A 509-nucleotide genomic window follows, 5' to 3' on the forward strand; every position below is an offset into this window, starting at 1 on the left:
CCGTCCGTTCGGACAGTTTTGCGGGCTTGATAAGCTATACCCGGTTGTTGTTATGCCGCCCTTCTGACGGCGTTGCTGTTGGCCATCTGGTCCGGGGTTAACCCCGGACCAGATGGCGTCGGCACGTCATGATACGCCTCATCGGGCGTACGTCCAGCCAGCGCCGTATGCGGACGCCTTTCGTTATAATGGGCGATCCATCTGCCAAGCCCGGCCCTCAGCTCTGATCCGGTCTCGAACGCGTGCAGGTAGACGCATTCATATTTCAGCGACCGCCACAGACGCTCGATGAACACGTTATCCAGCCATCGCCCACGCCCGTCCATACTGATGCGGATCTGACGCTCTTCCAGTATCCCGGTGAAACGGGGTGTCGTAAATTGCGACCCCTGGTCAGTATTGAAAATGTCCGGGGCGCCATAGCGCATGAGGGCATCCTGTAGCGCCTCGATACAGAACTCCACGTCCATCGTGTTCGACAGACGCCAGGACAGGACCTTGCGCGTGAA

The 509-nt window shown here is 58.7% G+C and carries 1 protein-coding gene; it reads right to left on the bottom strand.

The window, feature by feature from the left end; all coding sequences use genetic code 11:
• Nucleotides 1-50: 50 nt before the first annotated feature.
• Nucleotides 51-509: integrase core domain-containing protein (locus KP701_RS16210; protein ID WP_215747924.1), on the bottom strand; the 459-nt coding region annotated here is incomplete at its 5' end.

Origin of the sequence: Gluconobacter sp. P1C6_b, assembly GCF_018811945.1 — a bacterium.
Taxonomy (GTDB): Bacteria; Pseudomonadota; Alphaproteobacteria; order Acetobacterales; family Acetobacteraceae; genus Gluconobacter.